Origin of the sequence: Streptomyces sp. NBC_00091, from assembly GCF_026343185.1 — a bacterium.
GTDB lineage: Bacteria > Actinomycetota > Actinomycetes > Streptomycetales > Streptomycetaceae > Streptomyces.
The window spans coordinates 514,795-531,890 of the sequence record NZ_JAPEMA010000002.1 but is presented as its reverse complement, the minus strand read 5'-3'; the positions used below and the strand labels follow the sequence as shown (position 1 = coordinate 531,890).

The 17,096-nt window shown below is 75.5% G+C and carries 15 protein-coding genes; 5 read left to right on the top strand and 10 right to left on the bottom strand.

Annotated features, from left to right (window positions below; translation table 11 throughout):
• Positions 1-62 precede the first annotated feature (62 nt).
• Positions 63-1,943 carry an ABC transporter ATP-binding protein gene (locus OOK34_RS30140; RefSeq protein ID WP_267037327.1) on the bottom strand — a complete coding sequence of 627 codons (1,881 nt, stop codon included), beginning with the start codon at positions 1,941-1,943 and terminating at the stop codon, positions 63-65.
• A 160-nt stretch (positions 1,944-2,103) separates the two neighbouring features.
• Between OOK34_RS30140 and OOK34_RS30135 the strand changes: the two genes are divergently transcribed.
• Positions 2,104-4,125 carry an AMP-binding protein gene (locus OOK34_RS30135; RefSeq protein WP_267037326.1) on the top strand — a complete coding sequence of 674 codons (2,022 nt, stop codon included), beginning with the start codon at positions 2,104-2,106 and terminating at the stop codon, positions 4,123-4,125.
• Here the strand turns inward: OOK34_RS30135 and OOK34_RS30130 are convergent.
• Positions 4,080-6,026: a GNAT family N-acetyltransferase gene (locus tag OOK34_RS30130; protein ID WP_267037325.1), complete on the bottom strand. Its 1,947-nt coding sequence runs from the start codon at positions 6,024-6,026 to the stop codon at positions 4,080-4,082. The genes OOK34_RS30135 and OOK34_RS30130 overlap by 46 nt on opposite strands.
• Positions 6,027-6,131: 105 nt before the next feature.
• On the opposite strand from OOK34_RS30130, the gene OOK34_RS30125 reads away from it, so the two are divergent.
• Entirely contained in the window at positions 6,132-6,554 is a 423-nt protein-coding gene (locus OOK34_RS30125) for a DUF350 domain-containing protein (RefSeq protein WP_073908177.1), read from the top strand.
• Positions 6,555-6,634: 80 nt separating this feature from the next.
• Here OOK34_RS30125 and OOK34_RS30120 read toward each other — a convergent pair whose 3' ends face one another.
• Positions 6,635-7,846, bottom strand: coding sequence for a pyridoxal phosphate-dependent aminotransferase (locus OOK34_RS30120; protein WP_267037324.1), 1,212 nt, complete (start codon positions 7,844-7,846; stop codon positions 6,635-6,637).
• Positions 7,847-7,941: 95 nt separating this feature from the next.
• Between OOK34_RS30120 and OOK34_RS30115 the strand changes: the two genes are divergently transcribed.
• On the top strand, positions 7,942-8,595 hold the full coding sequence (locus OOK34_RS30115; RefSeq protein ID WP_267037323.1) for a helix-turn-helix domain-containing protein: 654 nt from the start codon (positions 7,942-7,944) through the stop codon (positions 8,593-8,595).
• A gap of 64 nt (positions 8,596-8,659) precedes the next feature.
• Here OOK34_RS30115 and OOK34_RS30110 read toward each other — a convergent pair whose 3' ends face one another.
• The 6 genes from OOK34_RS30110 to OOK34_RS30085 all read right to left on the bottom strand — a co-directional run bounded on the left by OOK34_RS30110 (position 8,660) and on the right by OOK34_RS30085 (position 14,685).
• A complete protein-coding gene (locus OOK34_RS30110) occupies positions 8,660-9,697 on the bottom strand; it encodes a D-alanine--D-alanine ligase (protein ID WP_267037322.1) in 1,038 nt (345 codons plus the stop codon).
• Entirely contained in the window at positions 9,697-10,128 is a 432-nt protein-coding gene (locus OOK34_RS30105; RefSeq protein WP_267037321.1) for a GNAT family N-acetyltransferase, read from the bottom strand. Before OOK34_RS30105 ends, OOK34_RS30110 begins: the two co-directional genes overlap by 1 nt.
• A 72-nt stretch (positions 10,129-10,200) precedes the next feature.
• Positions 10,201-11,439 (bottom strand): acyltransferase, encoded by a 1,239-nt coding sequence (locus OOK34_RS30100; RefSeq protein ID WP_267037320.1) that lies wholly within the window; start codon positions 11,437-11,439, stop codon positions 10,201-10,203.
• Positions 11,436-12,479: an alpha/beta hydrolase gene (locus OOK34_RS30095; protein WP_267037319.1), complete on the bottom strand. Its 1,044-nt coding sequence runs from the start codon at positions 12,477-12,479 to the stop codon at positions 11,436-11,438. The genes OOK34_RS30100 and OOK34_RS30095 overlap by 4 nt, the downstream gene beginning before the upstream one ends.
• 149 nt (positions 12,480-12,628) lie before the next feature.
• Complete coding sequence (locus tag OOK34_RS30090; RefSeq protein ID WP_267037318.1) at positions 12,629-13,309, bottom strand: response regulator transcription factor; 681 nt, start codon at positions 13,307-13,309, stop codon at positions 12,629-12,631.
• Positions 13,306-14,685 carry a sensor histidine kinase gene (locus OOK34_RS30085; RefSeq protein ID WP_267037317.1) on the bottom strand — a complete coding sequence of 460 codons (1,380 nt, stop codon included), beginning with the start codon at positions 14,683-14,685 and terminating at the stop codon, positions 13,306-13,308. The genes OOK34_RS30090 and OOK34_RS30085 overlap by 4 nt, the downstream gene beginning before the upstream one ends.
• 76 nt (positions 14,686-14,761) lie before the next feature.
• On the opposite strand from OOK34_RS30085, the gene OOK34_RS30080 reads away from it, so the two are divergent.
• Both OOK34_RS30080 and OOK34_RS30075 read left to right on the top strand, forming a co-directional pair.
• A complete protein-coding gene (locus OOK34_RS30080) occupies positions 14,762-15,298 on the top strand; it encodes an HXXEE domain-containing protein (RefSeq protein ID WP_267037316.1) in 537 nt (178 codons plus the stop codon).
• Positions 15,299-15,520: 222 nt separating this feature from the next.
• Positions 15,521-15,916, top strand: coding sequence for a hypothetical protein (locus tag OOK34_RS30075; RefSeq protein ID WP_267037315.1), 396 nt, complete (start codon positions 15,521-15,523; stop codon positions 15,914-15,916).
• Here the strand turns inward: OOK34_RS30075 and OOK34_RS30070 are convergent.
• A complete protein-coding gene (locus OOK34_RS30070; protein WP_267037314.1) occupies positions 15,870-17,084 on the bottom strand; it encodes a trypsin-like peptidase domain-containing protein in 1,215 nt (404 codons plus the stop codon). The two genes, OOK34_RS30075 and OOK34_RS30070, sit on opposite strands and share 47 nt — an antisense overlap.
• Positions 17,085-17,096 lie beyond the last annotated feature (12 nt).

The window sequence follows — 17,096 nt, the reverse complement described above, 5'->3', positions numbered from 1 at the left end:
GGGGCCCGCTCCGCCGCCGTACGCCGCCGCGCGTTCCGGCGTACGGCGGCCCGTGCGGGGGCTCAGCCGGCGGCGGGCGCGCCGCGTGTGGCGAACTGGGTCCGGTACAGCTCGGCGTACCGGCCGTCCGCCGCCAGCAGTTCGGGGTGCGTGCCGCGCTCCACGATCCGGCCGTCCTCCACCACCAGGATCAGGTCGGCCGCCTGCACCGTGGAGAGGCGGTGCGCGATCACCACGGCGGTCCGGCCGGCCAGTGCCTCGGCGAGGGCCTCCTGCACCGCCGCCTCCGAGGTGGAGTCCAGGTGGGCGGTGGCCTCGTCGAGGATCACCACCCGCTGGCGGGCCAGCAGCAGCCGGGCGATGGTCAGCCGCTGCCGTTCCCCGCCCGACAGCCGGTAGCCGCGCTCGCCGACGACGGTGTCCAGGCCGTCCGGGAGGGAGGCGACCAGCCCGTCCAGGCGGGATCGGCGCAGGGCCTCCCAGAGCTCGTCCTCGCCCGCCCCGGGCCGGGCCAGCAGCAGGTTGGACCGTACCGACTCGTGGAAGAGGTGCCCGTCCTGGGTCACCATGCCGAGGGTGTCGCGGATGGAGTCGGCCGTGAGGTCCCGTACGTCGACGCCGCCGAGGCGGACCGCGCCCGCGTCGGCGTCGTACAGGCGCGGCAGCAGCTGGGCGATGGTCGACTTGCCGGCGCCGGAGGAGCCGACGAGGGCGATCATCTGGCCGGGTTCGGCCCGGAAGGACACCTCGTGGAGCACCTCGGTGCCGCCCCGGGCGTCGAGGGCGGCCACCTCCTCCAGGGAGGCGAGGGAGACCTTGTCGGCGGAGGGGTAGCCGAAGGAGACCCGGTCGAACTCCACCGCCACCGGGCCCTCGGGCACCTCGACGGCGTCCGGCTTCTGGGCGATCAGCGGCTTCAGGTCGAGGATCTCGAAGACCCGCTCGAAGCTGACCATGGCGCTCATCACCTCGACCCGGGCCCCGGCCAGCGCGGTCAGCGGGGCGTACAGGCGGGTCAGGAGCAGGGCCAGGGCGACGACGGAGCCGGCCTCGAGGGTGCCGCGCAGGGCGAAGTACCCGCCGAGGCCGTACACCAGGGCGAGGGCCAGCGCGGAGACCAGGGTCAGGGCGGTGATGAAGGCCGACTGGGCCATCGCCGTACGGATCCCGATGTCCCGGACCCGGGCCGCGCGGGCCGCGAACTCGGCCGACTCGTCGGCGGGCCGCCCGAACAGCTTGACGAGGGTCGCGCCGGGGGCGGAGAACCGTTCCGTCATCTGCGTGCCCATCGCCGCGTTCAGCGCCGAGGCCTCCCGCTGCATCCCGGCCATCCGGGCGCCCATCCGGCGGGCCGGCAGCACGAACACCGGCAGCAGCACCAGGGCCAGCAGGGTGATCTGCCAGGAGATGCTGAGCATCACCCCGAGCGTCAGCAGCAGGGTCACGATGTTGGAGACCACCCCGGAGAGGGTGTTGCTGAAGGCCCGCTGGGCGCCGATCACGTCGTTGTTGAGCCGGCTGACCAGCGCGCCCGTGCGGGTCCGGGTGAAGAAGGCGACCGGCATCCGCTGGACGTGGTCGAAGACCGCCCGGCGCAGGTCGAGGATCAGCCCCTCGCCGAGGGTGGCGGACAGTTTGCGGGTCAGCAGGCCCAGCCCCGCCTCGGCCACCGCGATCACCGCGATGAGCAGCGCGAGCCGGGTGACCTCGGCCTGGTCCCCGCCCCCGACGATGGCGTCCACGATCCGGCTGGCCAGCAGTGGAGTGGCCACCGCCAGCAGCGCGCCGACCACGCTGAGCAGCAGGAAGAGGGTCAGCCCGCGCCGGTGCGGGCGGGCGAAGGAGGCGATCCGGCGCAGGCTGGCCCGGGAGAGCGGGCGGCGGTCCTGCTGGGCGTTGATCGCACTGTGCAGCGAATGCCAGGCGGTGACTTCCATGTCCATGCCCCCACGCTAGAACCTCAACCAAACCTCAGGTCAAGGCTTCGCGGGTCCGGACCTCCTCCGGGGATGCCAACTCCCCGCTGTGCGAGGGAAATTCGATCGCCGGTCCATCGCGGTCCATCGCCGGTCCGTTGTCGGCCCCCGGTGGCATCATCGGTCCATGACGCAGGGAACCGAGCCCGTCCGCTTCGGGAAGGGCACCACCGACACCGTCCTGCACCACTTCGAACGGCGGGCCCGGGACACCCCCGGGGCCCCGGCCCTCATCACCGGCGCGAAGACCGTCGAGTACGGGCAGCTCGACCGGCGCGCCAACCGGCTGGCGCACCGTCTGCTCGCGTCCGGCCTGCCCTCGGGCGGCCTCGTCGCCGTCGGTACCGCCCAGCAGGCCGAACTGGCCGTCTGCCTGCTCGCCGTCCTCAAGGCCGGCGGCGTCTACACCGTCGTCGACGTCACCACGCCGGCCGCCGGGCGCCGGCAGCTCGCCGCCGCCCCGCCCTTCGCGCTGCTCACCCACACCGCCCACCAGGCGGCCCTGGACGACGCCGGCGGCCTGCGGGTGATCCGGCTGGACGAGGAGGCCGCCGAGATCGCCGAGCGGCCCGGCGAGACACCGCCGGCCCGCCCGGCGGCCGGCGCGCAGGCGGCCCTGCTGTTCACCGGGAGCGCCGTGCCGCGCCCCGTCCCCGTCGGGCACGCCCTCCTGCTCGCCGCCTACGAGGGCTGGGCCGAGGTGGCCCGGCTGACCCCCGAGGACCGGCACCTGATCACGGCCGGGCCGGACGTCACCGCCTTCGCCGCGGGCTGGACCCGGGCCCTGTGCTCCGGCGGCGCCCTCGTGCTGCCCGAGGGCGCCGCCTGGACACCCGAGGGCCTGCGCCGCGCCGTCCGGGACGCCGAGGTCAGCGTGCTCCACACCGACCCGGCCGGCGCCGGGTGGCTGCTGACCGGCGACGCGCCGCCGGCGCCGGCGGCCCTGCCCGGGGCCCGCCGCGCACCCGATGCGGCGCTGCGCTCGCTGCGGCTGCTCGCCGTCGGCGGGGACCGGCTCTACCTCGACGAACAGAGCGCCCTACAGGACCGGCTGCGCCCCGGCGCCCGCGTGCTCAACGTCTACGCCCTCACCGAGGCCGCGGGCACCGGCACCTGGTTCGAACTGCCGCAGCTGCCCCGCCCGCTGGACGACCCGGAGCGGATCTCCCTGCTCGGCACCCCCTTCCCCGGCTGCCGGGTCCACGTGCTCGACGGGGAGATCGCCCTCACCCCGCCCGGCGGCGATCCGATACCCACCGGGGACTTCGGGGTCCTGCGCCCGGACGGGCTCCTGGAGTTCGTCGGCCGGGTCCGCGACCGGTTCGAGCTGGCCGGCCGCCGCATCGACCCGTACCCGCTGGAGTCCGTGATCCGTACGCACCCGGGCGTCGGCGCGGCCCTGGTGGCCGGGGTGTCCGTCGGCGGGGGCGGGCACCGGCTCGTCGCCTACGTCTCCCCGCCGCCCGGGGCCCCGGCCGACGGGCTGCCGGACCCGGTCCTGCTGCGGGAGTACCTGACGGGCCGGGTACCCGCCGGCCAGGTCCCCCGCGCGGTGATCCGGATGCGCGCCCTGCCCCGTACCCGCGCCGGCCGGGAGGACCGGACGCAGCTGCCGCAGCCGCCGCTGCTGCTGGCCCCCGTACCGACGGGCCGCGGCGGGGGAAAGCACGGCGGCCGGAGCGCGGGCAAGGCCACGGGCGGGAGCGGGGCCGTACTGCCGCTCTCCTGCGCACTCGGCTGCGGGGCGCCGGCCATCGGTCTCCTCAGCCGGGTCGTCACCAACCTCATCTGGCCCGGCTCCACCGACCTGACCGGCGTCCCGAACCCCTGGGCCCTGCTCTTCTGGCTCCTCTACCTGTGCGAATGCCTGGCCTTCGGCGTCGGAGTGGCCTTCCTGTTCGGCGGACGCGGCCCGATGCTGGCCCAGGGACGCGGACGCGGCATCACCACCGCCGCCCATCTGGCGATCGTGTACCTGCTGATCGCCTGGTGGCCGCAGGACAACCTCTACCGGCTGGCAGCCAAACAGGACTGGCCGCGCCAGGCCGCCCTCGTCTACGCCTTCAACGTCCCGCTCATGGTCGCGGCCGTCGTGGTGGCCCTCTACGCCACCCGGAAGCCCGCCAGCCCCTTCGACTTCGACGACTGACCCCCGCGGGCCGCGCCCGGGGCCCGCCCCACTCCGGCTTCGGCACCGGGCTCCGCGCCGAACTCGCCGCCGAAGCCGGCCCCGGCGGCGAGCGCCCGCTCCCGCACCAGCGCCTCGGCCGCGTCCAGCGCCCCGGCGCCGCGCGCGGCCACCAGGATCCCGAGCCAGGGCGCCGGGTCGAAGGCGCCGGTCGGGATGGCCGGGACGAACACCGCCCCCAGCTCCGCACAGCCCCGGGCGAGGTCCGCGCACACCTCCTCCAGCTGGGCGTCCGGCAGCCGTGCGCCCAGCTCCACCCGGTCCGCGATCCGTACGAGGTGCCCCGCGCCCCGCAGCTCGTCGAGGCGGGCCGCCACCATGAAGGCCGCCGACGGGCCGGTCAGCCGCAGGTTGGCCTCGGTCGGCGCGAGCCGCCCCGCCGCGTCCGCCACGAAGTCCACGTCGAACCAGCCCCGGTAGCCGCAGGCCGCCAGCTCCCGGCCCACCGCCGCCCCGAAGGCGAGCAGCGGCCCCGCCAGGCGGGCGGGCACCACCCCGGGCCCGACCGTCGCGCCCCGGTAGCCGCCGTCGGCCACGTCCATCACCGCCGCGCCGACCTCGTGCGCCCGGCCCGCGCCGTCCACGAACCCGTCGTAGGTCAGGTCCCGGGGCCCGTCCGCGTCCCGCTGCGGGCCCTGCACGTACTCCTCCAGCAGCAGCGGCCCGCGCGGCAGCCCGCGCAGCACGGCACGGGCCCCGCCCGCTTCCCGTACCCGGGCCGGGGTCACCACCGTGGTGCCCGAACCCCCGACGCCGTGCTCCGATTTGAGAACGGTGCTCTCTCCCGCCCGGGCCCGCCCCGCCAGCAGCCGGGCGGCCGCCCGGCGGGTCGTGGCCCGCCACTGCGCGGGGAGGGTGATCCCGGGATGCCCTCCGCCCGCCAGGATCCGCCCGAACAGTTCGTGCGCGGCCGACTTCGACTCGTACCGCAGCTCCCGAGGCCGCCACGGCAGGCCCGCGAGACGCGCGTACGGTCCCGTCCGCCCCCACGGTACGAGGGGCAGCCCGCGCCCCGTCACCCGCTCGGCCAGCGCCGGCCGGGCCCGTACGGCGTCCGACAGCCCGGGGCCCCGCTCCACGAGCCCGTCGTAGACCTCGACCTCCGGGCCCCAGCCCAGCTGCCGGCCGACCAGGGCGACCCAGCCCGGGGGCACCGCCCGGGGCAGCACCAGCGCCGCCGGGCAGGGGCTGTAGAACGCGGCGAGGCAGGCGTAGTCGTGCGCGGCCCGCTGCTCCCGGTCGAGGGAGGCGTCGGCGAACTGGGCGTTGAACTCCGCGACGTTGCCCACGTGCACCGCGGGGACCCCGCCCGTCCAGGCCCGGGCCCAGCCCGCGAGCGGTACGGGCGCCACCTCGAACCGTACGAGCCCGTCCGGGCCGGGGTCGCGGCGGCGGGCGGCGCCCATCGCCTGGTAGAAGCCCGCCGCGTGCGGATCGGCCTCGATCAGCAGCCTCCGGAAGCCGAGCGCGGCGGCCCGGCGCACCGCGTCCCGGTACAGCAGCCGCCCGATGCCGAGCCCGATCGCCGAGGGTTCCACGAACAGCAGCCCGAGCCGCGCCCACGGTCCGTCGCCGGCCGCAGGCCCTCGCGGTCCGTCCTCCTCGTCCTCCTCGAGGCCCTCGAGGCCCTCGAGGCCCTCCAGGTCCTCCAGGGAGGCGACGCCCAGCAGCTCCCCGCGCGCGTTTTCGGCCACCACCACGCGCCGGGCGGCCAGCTCGCCCTCCCGTACGCACAGCTGCGGCGCGCACGCGGCGAGGAAGTCCGCGTCGTACCCCCAGTGCGCCTTCGACCGCATCACCAGCGCGGTCAGCGCCCCGGCCTCCCCGGCCTCCCCGGCCCGTGCGGCCCTGACCTTTGCCATTTCCTGACCTCCCCATGGTCCGGGGCGGGGCCGTGCGATAGATTCGGCCTCCCCACGGGACCTCCTGGCACATCCTTTCCCACCCACGCGGAGACAGGCTTCTCAATGAGCGACATCGTCAACGGACTTGGCCGTACCAGCGCCTACGGCGCCCTCGGCCTGGTGCTGCTGATCCTCGGCATCGTCCTCGTGGACGTGCTGACGCCCGGGAAGCTCCCGAAGCAGATCTGGGAGGAGCGCAACCGCAATGCGGCCCTCCTGCTCAGCTCGGCGCTCCTCGGCATCGGCGGCATCGTCTTCACCTCGATCTGGACGACCTACGACGACTTCGGCAAGGGCCTGCTGTCCACCGCCGCCTTCGGCGTCCTCGGCCTGGTCCTGATGGCCGTGGCCTTCCTGGTGCTGGACCTGGTGACCCCGGGCAAGCTCGGCGCCATCGTCGTCGACCCGGAGCCGCACCCGGCCGTCTGGGTCACCGCCTCCTGCAACCTCGCGGTCGCCGCGATCGTGGCGGCCTCCATCGCCTGACCGGCGGCGGCGCCACACGGCGAGCGCACATGACGAGAGCGCCGCTCCCCACCGGGAGCGGCGCTCTCGTCATCTCCGGCCTACTGCCGGTACCCGCTCAGGAACCGGCCGATCCGGCTGATCGCCGCGTCCAGGTCGTCGGCGTACGGCAGGGTCAGGATCCGGAAGTGATCGGGGCGCGGCCAGTTGAAGCCGGTGCCCTGGACGACCTGGATCTTCTCGCGGAGCAGCAGGTCGAGCACGAAGCGCTCGTCGTCGTGGATCGGGTGCACCTTCGGGTCGATGCGCGGGAAGGCGTACAGCGCGCCCTTCGGCTTCACGCAGGACACCCCGGGGATCTCGTTCAGCTTCTCCCAGGCGCGGTCGCGCTGTTCGAGGAGGCGGCCGCCCGGGGCGGTCAGCTCCTTGATGGACTGGCGCCCGCCCAGCGCGGCCTGGATGGCGTACTGGGCCGGGGCATTGGCGCACAGCCGCATCGAGGCGAGCATGGTCAGCCCCTCCAGATAGCTGCGCGCATGCTGCCGGGGGCCGCTCACCACCAGCCAGCCGGAGCGGAACCCCGCCACCCGGTAGGTCTTCGACAGACCGCAGAAGGTCAGGACGACCAGGTCGGGGGCGAGGACCGCGGCGCTGTGGTGCACCGCGTCGTCGTACAGGATCTGGTCGTAGATCTCGTCCGCGAAGACCATCAGCTGGTGGCGGCGGGCCAGCTCGAGGATGCCCTCCAGGACCTCCTTGGGGTAGACCGCGCCCGTGGGGTTGTTGGGGTTGATGATGACCACGGCCTTGGTGCGGTCCGTGATCTTGGACGCCATGTCCTCGAGGTCCGGGTACCAGTCGGCGGACTCGTCGCAGACGTAGTGCACGGCCTTGCCGCCGGCGAGGGTGGTGACGGCGGTCCAGAGCGGGAAGTCGGGGGCGGGGATGAGGACTTCGTCCCCGTCCTCGAGGAGGGCCTGGACGGCCATGGAGACCAGTTCGGAGACACCGTTGCCGAGGAAGACGTCCTCCACCGTCACATCGGTCAGGCCGATCGCCTGGTAGCGCTGGACGACGGCGCGGCGGGCGGAGAGCACGCCCTGCGAGTCGGTGTAGCCGTGGGCCCGGGGGAGCATCCGGATCATGTCCTGGACGATCTCCTCGGGGGCCTCGAACCCGAACAGGGCCGGGTTGCCGGTGTTGAGGCGCAGCACGCTGTGGCCCGCCTCCTCCAGCGCGTTGGCGTGCTCGATCACCGGGCCCCGGATCTCGTAGCAGACCTCGCTGAGCTTGCTCGACTGCCGGAACTCCATGCCGTGCCCTCCCTGTTCCCGGTACTCCAACCTTCTTGCTTGGTTTTACCAAGTGAGAGCTTGGAAAGTCCAACATCTTGTCTAGACTGCGCTGCATGTCACCACGTCAGCCACGCCGTCGAAGCTACGACCAGTACTGCGCCTCGGCCCGCGCCCTGGACGCGGTCGGGGACCGCTGGACCCTGTTGATCGTCCGGGAGCTGCTGGCCGGACCCCGCCGGTACACCGACCTCCACGCCGATCTGCCCGGCGTCTCCACGGACGTGCTCGCCACCCGGCTCAAGGACATGGAGGCGCAGGGGCTCGCGACGCGCCGCAAGCTGCCGCCGCCGGGAGCCGCGACGGTGTACGAACTCACCGGGCGCGGCGCCGGCCTGCTGCCCGTGCTGACGGCCCTGGCCGAATGGGGCGCCCCCGACCTCGCCGAACGCCGGCCCACCGACGCCCTGCGTGCGCACTGGTTCGCCCTGCCCCTGCTGCGCCGCCTCGCGGAGGCGGCGGGCCCGGGCGTCGTCGACGTGGTCCTGGACGAGGGCGTGTTCCACGTCCGCCTCGGGGGAGAGGGACCGGCGTACGGGGACGGGCCCGCGGGGGCGCCGGACGCCCGCCTCGTGCTCGACGCCGACACCTGCCGCGAACTGGGCGAGGGGTTGCTCAGCGTGGCGCAGGGCGTGGAGGCGGGCCGGATCGCGGTCCTCGGCGACGGCCCGGTGGCCGCCGCCCTGCGCGGGGGCCACCCCGGCCCGTGACCACGCGGCCCGTGAGCGCGCGGCCCGGCCGTCGGCCCCCGGTCGTCCGGGCCCGGCCCGCCGCTCAGCCCGTCGCGAGGCCCGCGATGCGCCGGATCAGCTCGGTGTAGGACCAGCCGGACCCCGCCGCCGCGAGCGGCAGCAGGCTGGACGAGGTCAGGCCGGGGAGCGCGTTCACCTCGAGGCACACCGGCTCCCCGCCCGCGTCGCAGCGGAAGTCGGTGCGCGAGTACGCGTCGCCGCCGAAGCCCAGGGTCCGGTGCGCGCGCAGGGCCAGCTCCCGCAGCCGGGAGGCGAAGCCGTCCGGGACGAGCGCCGGACACACCTCCCGGACCGCCCCGGGCTGGTACTTGGCCGCGTAGTCGAACAGCGGCGTCGTCAGCTCGATCTCGACCACGGGGAGCGCCCGGCCGCCGACCACGGCCACGGTGAACTCCCGCCCCGGCAGGAACGGCTCCACCATCAGCTCGACATCACCGGGGCGCACCTCGGCCGCGACGCGCGCCAGTCGGTCGAGCGAGTCGACCCGGTGGACCGACACGCTCGAACCGTCCGCCACCGGCTTGACCACCACCGGCCCGGCCGCGACGAGTCGTTGCACGCCGTGCGGCACCTCACCCGCCCCGGGCCGCCACAGCGCCCGCTCGGCCACCGGCACCCCGCCCGCGGCCAGCGCGGCCTGCGCCCGCCCCTTGTGCCACGCCGCGGCGCACGCCGCGCTGCCCGCACCGGTGAACCGTACGCCGGCCGCCTCCAGCAGCGCCTGCGCCTGCCCGTCCTCGCCCCAGCCGCCGTGCAGCGCCACGAAGACCAGATCCGCGCCGCGCAGCAGCTCCAGGACCGGACCGCCGGTGAGGGCGGCGTGCATGCGCCGGTCCGCCCCGTGCTGGTCCGACGGGGGCGGCGGTTCCTTCCCCACCGCCACCCCGTCGACCGCGTCCCCGGGCCGTAGCGGCCCGGCCAGGACCGGCGCCTCGGCGGCGGGGTCGACCGGCACCACCTCGTGGCCCAGCTCCAGCAGGGCCCGGGTCACCGACCAGCCCGAGGCCAGGGAGACGTCCCGCTCGGGGCTCGCTCCACCGCACAGGACCACTACGCGCATCACTGGGCCGGGCTGAGGATCATCAGGTTCTCGGGGTTCGGGAAGGGTCTGAATCCTGCCTTCGCGTAGATCGCGTGGGCGTCGCGGGTGGAGAGCAGGATCCGCTGGATGCGGTACGGGGCGAGGTGGTCGCGGACGGCGCCGGCCAGCCAGGTGCCGAGGCCCCTGCCGCGGTGCGCGGGGGCGACGTAGACGTCGCACAGCCAGGCGAAGGTCGCCCGGTCGGTGACGACGCGCGCGTAGGCGGCCTGTTGGCCGGCGGAGTCGTGGACCGCGAAGTTGAGGGAGCCGCGCACCGACTCCTCGAAGGTTTCCCGGCTGCGGTCGAGCGCCCAGTACGCGTCGGTCGAGAGCCAGCGGTGTACCAGGTCGACGTCGACACGGTTCGGATCGGTGGACAGCTCGTAGCCGTCTTCTCTCGTGGTGATCATGGTGAGGCAGCATAGGCGGGTCACTTGGTTTTTCCAAGTGGCTACTTTGGGAACCCAAGTAGCCTGCTGGCGCTAGGCCAGGCCCAGGGCGAACACCGCGAACCCCGCCGCCAGCAGGCCCGCCACGGTCCGGCGTACCGCCGGAGTCCCGCGACCGCGCACCGGGGCGGCCTCGAACCGGCGCGCGTACCGGGCGATGCCCACCAGCAGCACCGCGAACACCGGCATCCACGCCAGCCTGGCCGCGATCCAGCCCAGGGTCTCGGGCGCCGTCGTCAGCCCGGCCACCCCGGCCAACCCGCCCGCTCCGCCCGCGAACGAGGCGGGGACGGCCGCCGCCAGCATCGCGGTCTGGTGCCAGCACAGGATCGTCATCGCGGACAGGTTGACCACCACCACCGGCGCCCACAGCGCGGGCCGGGCCAGCAGCCCCGCCAGCCGGTCCCGCAGCAGGATCGCCGCACCCGACTGCGCCGAGGCCAGCGCCAGCACCAGCAGCGACGGCGGATGCGAGTTGGTCCGCTCCGCACCGGGGACGCCGACCATCGACGCCGGGTAGCCGAACGCCACCAGCAGCGCCGCGAACAGGGCCGCCCCGCCCGCCAGCAGCAGCCACGCCCCGCGCCGCCCGATCCGCCGCTCGCCCCAGTCCACGCCCAGCTGGTACGCGAACAGCCAGCCCGGCAGGACGTTCAGCAGGGACAGCCAGGACGGTACGGAGCCCGCGAACGGCCCGTACCGCAGGAAGTCCACCACCGCCACCGAGACGAGCAGCGGCGCCGCCGCCCACCCGCCGAGCCGGTGCGCGGCCCGCACGCAGTACGGGGTCAGCGCCGTCACCACCGCGTACACCCCGACGAACCACAGCGGCTGGACCACCAGCGTGGCCCCCGTCCGCAAGGTGGCCTCCGGCACCCCCGCCGCGTACAGCGCGGGCGCGGCCAGCGCCCACACCGCTGTCACCCCGAGCACCGGCCGCCCCAGCCGCACCATCCGTCCCTTCAGCCAGGCCCCGGCCCCGCCGGTGCGGCGGCGGAAGGAGAGCGCCGAGGCGTAGCCGCCGACCAGGAAGAAGATCCCGAGCATCTGGAGCACCCAGCTCGCCGGGGCGAGGGCGCCGAAGGACGACAGCGGGCTCGCGTTGTGCAGAGCGCCCTGCGCGTCGAGGGTGAACCCGCCGAGCAGCCAGTGCCCGGTCGGCACCGCCAGCAGCGCCAGGGCGCGCAGTCCGTCGACGGCCCGGTCCCGGTGGGCGGGGGTCTGCCGGTCGATCCGGTCCGCCGCGCCCCGCAGCAGCGTGAGCGCGCTCATCGGACCTCCCCCCTGGCGATCGCGGCGAAAGCCGCCAGGGACTGGCTGCCGCCCGCGAAGTAGCCGGTGTGGCCCTGTGCGTCGGCGGCCGGAACCCGGCGCGCCCCGAAGCCCGGCGCGGCCGGGTCGGCGCCGTGCCCGAGGCCCGCGAACTCGACGTTCGGCACGTCCGCGATCCAGTCGGAGGGCCCGCGCGCCGCCCAGACGCGGGCGCGGGTGCCCAGGCCGGCGGCGCGGTCCGCGCGCATCCCGGGAGAGCCGAGGGCGACGACGTCGGTGGCGTCCGTGTGCCGGGCCGCCAGCCCGCAGACCACCGAGCCGTAGCTGTGGCAGAACAGCACCGGGTCGGGCGCGCCGACCGCGTCCAGCCCGGCGGTGAACCGGGCCAGACGCACCGCGCCCGCCTCCGCGAGCCGCCCGCCCGCCGCGTCCAGGCCCACCCCCACCGGGGTGGTGTACCCCGTCCACGCCACGACCGCCGTCGATCCGCCCGCGGCCGCCCGCAGCGCGCGGGCCATCCCCGCCGGGCCGGTGTCCGGCCTGCGCGGGGCGTCGTACGTGGAGGCGTCGTTGTCCGACCCCGGCACGATCACCGAGACGTGCGCCGCCCGCTCCAGGTCCCCGAACACCTCGGCGACCTGGCCCCGCCCGCGCGGGTCGAAGGCCAGGATCTGCCGGCCCGGACCGGCCAGGGAGGCGTAGCGGGCCTCACCGGTGGCGAGGACGGCCATCCGGTTGGCCTCGTACCGCAGGGGGAGCGGCGCCCCCTCCAGATTGCCGACCACGAGCGGGTGGGCCCGCAGCAGCTCCCGCCGCTCCGGCCCGTCCAGCCCGGCGAAGAAGCGGGCCACCTCGTACGGGGAGGCGCCCTCGGGGTCGGGCAGCGCCCGGCCGGCCACCGAGCCGGCCCGCCAGGCGGCGGCCCCCGGCGGCGGGCCGGTGACCGCCGCCTCACTGTTGCCCGAGGCCCATCCCGCGGTCCCCGCGACGACGGTCACCGCCAGCGCGGCCGTGACGATCGTCCTGCCGAAGCGGCGCATGCCTCTTCCCCTCTCCTCGTGACGACCCTGGTGGCGGGCCCCGTGACGAGGAGGAAGGTAGGAAGGAGGTACCGGACGGCGCGTCGGACCGGGGAGCCAAGCCGGATGTCATACCCCGGTAGGGGGTGGAGGAGAAAGGGGGAGGGGCCCTACGCGGAGTCGCCCGGGCGGACCAGGCCCGCCTCGTACGCGAAGATCACCGCCTGCGCCCGGTCGCGGAGGTCCAGCTTGCCCAGCACCCGGCCGATGTGCGTCTTGACCGTCTGCTCCGCCAGTACCAGGTGGGCGGCGATCTCCTGGTTCGACAGGCCCCGCGCGATCAGCTCCAGCACCTCCGTCTCGCGCGGGGTCAGACCGTTCAGCCGCAGCGCCGGATCCTTGCGCGGCGCCGGCCGCTGCCGCACGAAGTCCGCGATCAGCCGGCGGGTCACCGACGGCGCCAGCAGCGCCTCGCCCGAGGCGACCACCCGGACCGCCGCGATCAGGTCGGCCGGCGGGGCGTCCTTCAGCAGGAACCCGGAGGCGCCCGCGCGCAGCGCCTCGTACACGTAGTCGTCGATGTCGAAGGTGGTCAGCATCAGCACCTTCGGCCGGTGCGTCACCCCCGGCGGCGGGTCCAGCAGCTCGCGGGCCGCCGAGAGCCCGTCCAGCTCGGGCATCCGTACGTCCATCAGCACCACGTCGGGGTGCACGGTGCGCGAGACCCGCACGCCCTGCCGGCCGTCGGGGGCCTCGCCCACCACGTCGATGTCGGCCTGCGCCGACAGCAGCGCGGCGAACCCCGCCCGCACCATGGCCTGGTCGTCGACGATGATCACGCGGATGGTCAACTGGATTCCCCGATCCGGGAGTCGAGAGGAAGCCGGGCGGCGACCCGGAAGCCGCCCTCGGGCAGCGGGCCCGTGTCCAGGGTCCCGCCCGTCAACCGTACGCGCTCGCGCATCCCCACCAGGCCGTGCCCGGTGCCCGTACCCTCCAGTTCCACCACCGCGTCCCGGGCCGGGCCGTTGACCACCAGCACGAGGACCTCGCCGCCCTCGGGGGAGCGGGTCACCGAGACCCGCGTCCGCGCTCCCGGGGCGTGCCGCACCACGTTCGCGAGGGCCTCCTGCACGATCCGGTACGCCGACAGGTCCACGGCCGGGGGCACCTCCTCGGCCACCCCGGCCGCCAGGGACAACTCCACCGGCTGCCCGGCCCGTACGGTCGCCTCCACCAGCTGCTGGATCCGCGCGATGCCCGGCTGCGGGGCCCGCTCCCCGTCCGCGCCGCCCGCCCCGTTCGTGCCGTCGCCGCGCAGCACCGTCAGCAGCCGGCGCATCTCGCCCAGCGACTCGCGCGCACTGGCCGCGATCGCCGCGAACTCCTCCCGCACCGGCTCCGCCATGCCGGGCAGCCGGTAGGGCGCCGAGTCGGCCTGCACCGTGATCACCGACATGTGGTGGGCCACCACATCGTGCAACTCCCGCGCGATCCGGGCCCGTTCCTCCAGCAGCGTGCGCCTCGCCCGCTCCGCCTCACTGATGCTCTCCTGCTCCGCGATCCGCTGCCGCGCGTCCCCCAGCCCGCGCAGCGCGCCGGTCACCGCCAGCACCGACCCGCTCAGCACGAACAGCAGGGCCGCGGTGTTCGTCACCCCGGCGGGCTGGTAGAAGCCGAGGACCACCCCCGCCGCGCCGGTCGCCAGCCACACCTGCACCAGGGTCCGGACGGACTCGCGCAGCCCCAGGCAGGCCATCAGCACCAGGTACCCGACCACCACCATCGGCGGCCACGGCCAAGTGTGCCCGGCCACCCGGTCGGCGCCGGTCAGCAGCACCGCCCCGAGGAGGTCCGCGAGCAGCACGATGCCCCAGGCCGTCAGCGGCCGGGTCACCGCCAGCAGCAGCGGTACGGTCTGCGCCACGCCCAGGGCGCCCGCCCAGCCGCCGCCCAGCGCGTAGTCGTTGGCCAGCACCGCGATCGTCACCGGGACCAGCGTCACCACGAAGACGGCGACGACGAAGTAGGGCAGCATCCGCTGCCACCGCCGGGGCGCCCGCGCGAACAGCGGCTCGCCCGCCCGGGCGGGCGTCCGCAGCGCCACGGCGAGCTGGGCGAACGCACCGGGCGTACGGGTCTCGCGGGTCCCGCCGGCCGCCCCGGCCTTCCCGCCCTTCGCACCGGTCTTCCGCGCACTGGCCGGCTTGCGCACTCTGAGGCTCATGATCCGACCAGCCTATGTGCCGCGGCCCCCGGAACTGCCTTTCCGTACCCGGCTCCCCGGCGGCAGACTCGTGCCCGTGAACACCACCGGGAAATCCACCCTCGCCCTCACCACCTTCGGCCTGCTGGCCGCCTGGACCGTGCACGACCTCGAGGAGGTCGCCACGATGGCCCGCTGGTCCCGCACCCGCGTCCCCGTCCTGCGCGCCCGCCATCCCCGGATACCGGACCGGATGTGGCGGAGCGTCACCGACGTCGACGGCCGCGAGTTCGCCACCGCCGTCGCCGTCATGGGCGCCGTCGTGACGGCCGCCGCTGCCGAGGGCTACCGCACCGGCGGGCGCTCCGCCTTCTACCAGAGCGCCCTGGACGGCTTCGGGCTGCACGGCCTGGTACACCTAGCCCAGGCCGCCGCCACCCGCGGCTACACCCCGGGCGTGGTGACCTCCCCGCTGGTGGTCGTCCCCTTCACCCTGTGGGCCCGCGGCCGGCTGCGCCGCGCCGGGGTGCTGCGCCCGGCCCGGGCCCGCGACCTGGCGGCCGGGCTCGGCCTGGCCGCCGCGGCCACCGCCGGGTCGCACGCCGTGGCCCGCCGGATCCGCCGGCGCCCCTAGGCCCTGCCGTCAAAGTCCCTCCCCCAGCTACCGCTGGGAGGTGCCCCCAGGCCCGCGACGTCCGGCACCGCACCTCGCCGCGTTGTCGGAGCACCCAAGTACGTCCAGTACTCGGGAGCTCCCCCGCCTTGCGATGCACGGCACCGGACGCCGCGGGCCTTACCGGCGCTACTTTGACGACAGGGCCTAGTTCCCCCGGCGGGTCCCGCTCGTTGAGCGGGCATGGAGCTGCTGCCGACCATCGCGGCGCCGGGCGTCGGTGAACGGGCCGACGCCGCGGCCGATGCCGCCTGCCACCTCTACGACGCCGTCGCGCCCTGGAGCGGCGGGAGGCCGGGCGGGTGGAGCCGGACCGCCGCCGAGGACGCCGCCGAGGTCATCGAGACCACCGCGCACGCCCTCGCGTACATCCACCCGCGCGCCGAGGTGATCCTCGCGCCGGTGCACGCGGCCCTCGCGGACCTGCGCCGTCAGCTCGAGCTCGCCCCGGCCGACCCGCTGACCGCCGACGGGGTCCCGGTGACCCCCCGTACGGTCGGCAACCCGCGCCGGACCCGCTGGGTGCGGGTCCTCACCGCACCAGGGCCGCAGCGACCGCCGTCTGGTACAGCTTCCTGATCTCCGCCCCGAAGTAGGAGCTGTACGAGGTGTCGGCGGTGGGCCCGCCGGTCTTCCAGCCGCCGATCACCCCGACCACGTCCCCGGTCTGCGTGGTCGCGTCGTAGCGCGCGAGGAAGGGGCCGCCGCTGGTCCCGCCCGGATAGCCCGTGCAGTCGATCCGCAGGAACGAGCCGGGGCTCCCCGGGTCGGTGCTGGTGAACTTGGTCGTCCGGTTGACGCACACGCGCGGGCGCGCAGCCGCCGCGGGATGGCCGATCAGGGTGACCTTGGCGTGGGTGAACGTGGCCCCGGTGACGAGCCGGTTCCCGCCGACCACGTCCTCCACCGGGAGGCCGTCGGCGCCCGGCCCGACCTGGGCGAAGGCCACGTCGAGGGTGGCCGCCCGGTCCGGCCCCTCGCTCCGGTAGCGGGGGGCGATCCACACCTTCGAGCGTCCCGCGGCGTCGCGCAGCACCGGGAACAGCCCGTACGGCCGCGGTTTCGCGCGGGTGTACTGCGGTACGAAGGCCACCTGGCGGGTGTCCGTGCCGAGCAGGCAGTGCGCCGCGCTGAGCACCATGTCGCGGCCGGGGGAGGAGACCACGCTGGCGGTGCAGAAGTAGGCGCCGTTGCCCTGCATGACGAACATCCGGCCTACGACCGGGATCCCGCCGAAGTCCTGCCCGACCCCGGTCGCGGCGGGCACGAACGCGGTGGCCGGCCTGGCGGGCTTCGCGGGGGGCGCCGGCGTGGGGAGGGCCGGTGTCACGGCTGGCGCGGGGACCGGGGCGGCCGGCTCGGCCGACGGCGCCGGTGGGGGCGCGGGCAGCGTCGGTGTGGCGGCCGCGGGGTCGGGGGCTTCGGGGGAGACGGGGGCTTCAGTGGCTTCGGGGGAGGCCGGCACGGCCGGTTCGCCGACCGGAGACGGAGACGGGGACGGGGTCGACGCCGGGGACGGGTCCGGGGCCGGGGAAGCGGCAGCCGGAGGATCGGGATCGGGTTCGGGGACGGGCAGGGCGGAGGCCATCCGGGCCTCCGTCCAGAAGGCCGCGGCCTCCCGCGCGGACCAGTGCTCGGAGGCCGCCTCGGCCCGCTCGGTCTTCGCCACGGGCAGCGGCCCGTCCGGCAGCATCAGGGCGGCGGCCGCAGCCGCCGCGGCCGTCACCACCGTCAACAAACGTCGCATGTCTCGCTCCTG

Coding starts and splice junctions, on each gene's coding strand:
- OOK34_RS30120 (WP_267037324.1), bottom strand. CDS start 7,846: ATGGAGTTCCGGCAGTCGAGCAAGCTCAGCGAGGTCTGCTACGAGATC.
- OOK34_RS30125 (WP_073908177.1), top strand. CDS start 6,132: ATGAGCGACATCGTCAACGGACTTGGCCGTACCAGCGCCTACGGCGCC.
- OOK34_RS30115 (WP_267037323.1), top strand. CDS start 7,942: ATGTCACCACGTCAGCCACGCCGTCGAAGCTACGACCAGTACTGCGCC.
- OOK34_RS30070 (WP_267037314.1), bottom strand. CDS start 17,084: ATGCGACGTTTGTTGACGGTGGTGACGGCCGCGGCGGCTGCGGCCGCC.
- OOK34_RS30140 (WP_267037327.1), bottom strand. CDS start 1,943: ATGGACATGGAAGTCACCGCCTGGCATTCGCTGCACAGTGCGATCAAC.
- OOK34_RS30085 (WP_267037317.1), bottom strand. CDS start 14,685: ATGAGCCTCAGAGTGCGCAAGCCGGCCAGTGCGCGGAAGACCGGTGCG.
- OOK34_RS30105 (WP_267037321.1), bottom strand. CDS start 10,128: ATGATCACCACGAGAGAAGACGGCTACGAGCTGTCCACCGATCCGAAC.
- OOK34_RS30095 (WP_267037319.1), bottom strand. CDS start 12,479: ATGCGCCGCTTCGGCAGGACGATCGTCACGGCCGCGCTGGCGGTGACC.
- OOK34_RS30135 (WP_267037326.1), top strand. CDS start 2,104: ATGACGCAGGGAACCGAGCCCGTCCGCTTCGGGAAGGGCACCACCGAC.
- OOK34_RS30100 (WP_267037320.1), bottom strand. CDS start 11,439: ATGAGCGCGCTCACGCTGCTGCGGGGCGCGGCGGACCGGATCGACCGG.
- OOK34_RS30075 (WP_267037315.1), top strand. CDS start 15,521: ATGGAGCTGCTGCCGACCATCGCGGCGCCGGGCGTCGGTGAACGGGCC.
- OOK34_RS30130 (WP_267037325.1), bottom strand. CDS start 6,026: ATGGCAAAGGTCAGGGCCGCACGGGCCGGGGAGGCCGGGGAGGCCGGG.
- OOK34_RS30110 (WP_267037322.1), bottom strand. CDS start 9,697: ATGCGCGTAGTGGTCCTGTGCGGTGGAGCGAGCCCCGAGCGGGACGTC.